This is a genomic window from Roseateles sp. FW301-B2, assembly GCF_058788955.1.
The window spans coordinates 1-986 of the sequence record NZ_JBYTBE010000074.1; the positions used below are offsets into that span (position 1 = coordinate 1).

Annotated in this window: 1 pseudogene; it reads right to left on the bottom strand. The window is 68.4% G+C overall.

Annotation, left to right across the window (positions count from 1 at the left end):
- A pseudogene (locus AC3WQY_RS24560) lies at positions 1-986 on the bottom strand (heme utilization protein); the annotation flags it as partial.

Genomic DNA, 986 nt, shown 5'->3' on the forward strand with positions numbered 1-986 from the left:
GCGGTGGTCAGCGCGGCGACTTGCGCCGAGGTCAGGGCCTGCAGCTGGCCGTTGGTGAGGGCGTCGAGCTGGTCGCTGGTCAGCGCGCGCAGCGCGGCTGTGCCGAGCGACTTCAGGTCGGCGGTTTCGATCGCGGCGATCTGGGCGGTCGAGAAGTTGACGATCTGGGCGGCCGTCAGGGAGGCCACCTGGGCCGAGCTCAGGGCCACCACGTCGGCGGTCGAGAGACCCGGCAGCTGGTCGGTCGTCAGCGCGTTGATCTGGCCCGAGGTCAGCTGCGAGATCTGGTCGCTGCTGAGCTTGGCGATTTGATCGGAGCTGAGCGCCTTGAAGGCCGCCGTCGTGATGGCGCGCAGGTCGGCCGATTCCAGCTTGGGCAGTTGCACCGAGGTCAGCGCCGCCACCTGGTCGGAGTTCAGTGCGGCGAACTGGGCCGTACCGAAGGCATTCAGGTCCTCGGTGGTCAGGTGGCCGATCTGGTCGCTGGTCATCGCGGCGACTTGCGCCGAGGTGAACTTGGCAAACTGGTCGCTGGTGAAGGCGTTCAGGTCACCGGTGTTCAGGCCTTGCACCTGGGCGGTGGTGAGCGCGGCGACCTGGCCCGAGGTCAGGGCTTGCAGCTGGCCATTGGTGAGCGCATCGAGCTGATCGCTGGAGAGCGCACGCAGCGCCGAAGTGCTGAGCGACTTGATGTCGGCGGTCTCGATCGCGGCGATCTGCGCGGTCGAGAGGTTGGCCATCTGGGCCGCGGTCAGCGAGGCGATCTGGCTGGAACTCAGCGCGACCACGTCGGCCGTGGACAGGCCGCCGAACTGGTCGGGGTTGATGTTCAGTGCGGCCACCTGGGCGGTGGTCAGCTGGGCGATCTGGTCGCTGGTGAGGTCGGCAATCTGGTCCGAGCTCAGTGCGCGCAGCGCGGCCGTGCTGATGGCGCGCAGGTCGGCCGATTCCAGCTTGGGCAGCTGCACCGAGGTCAGCGCCGCCAC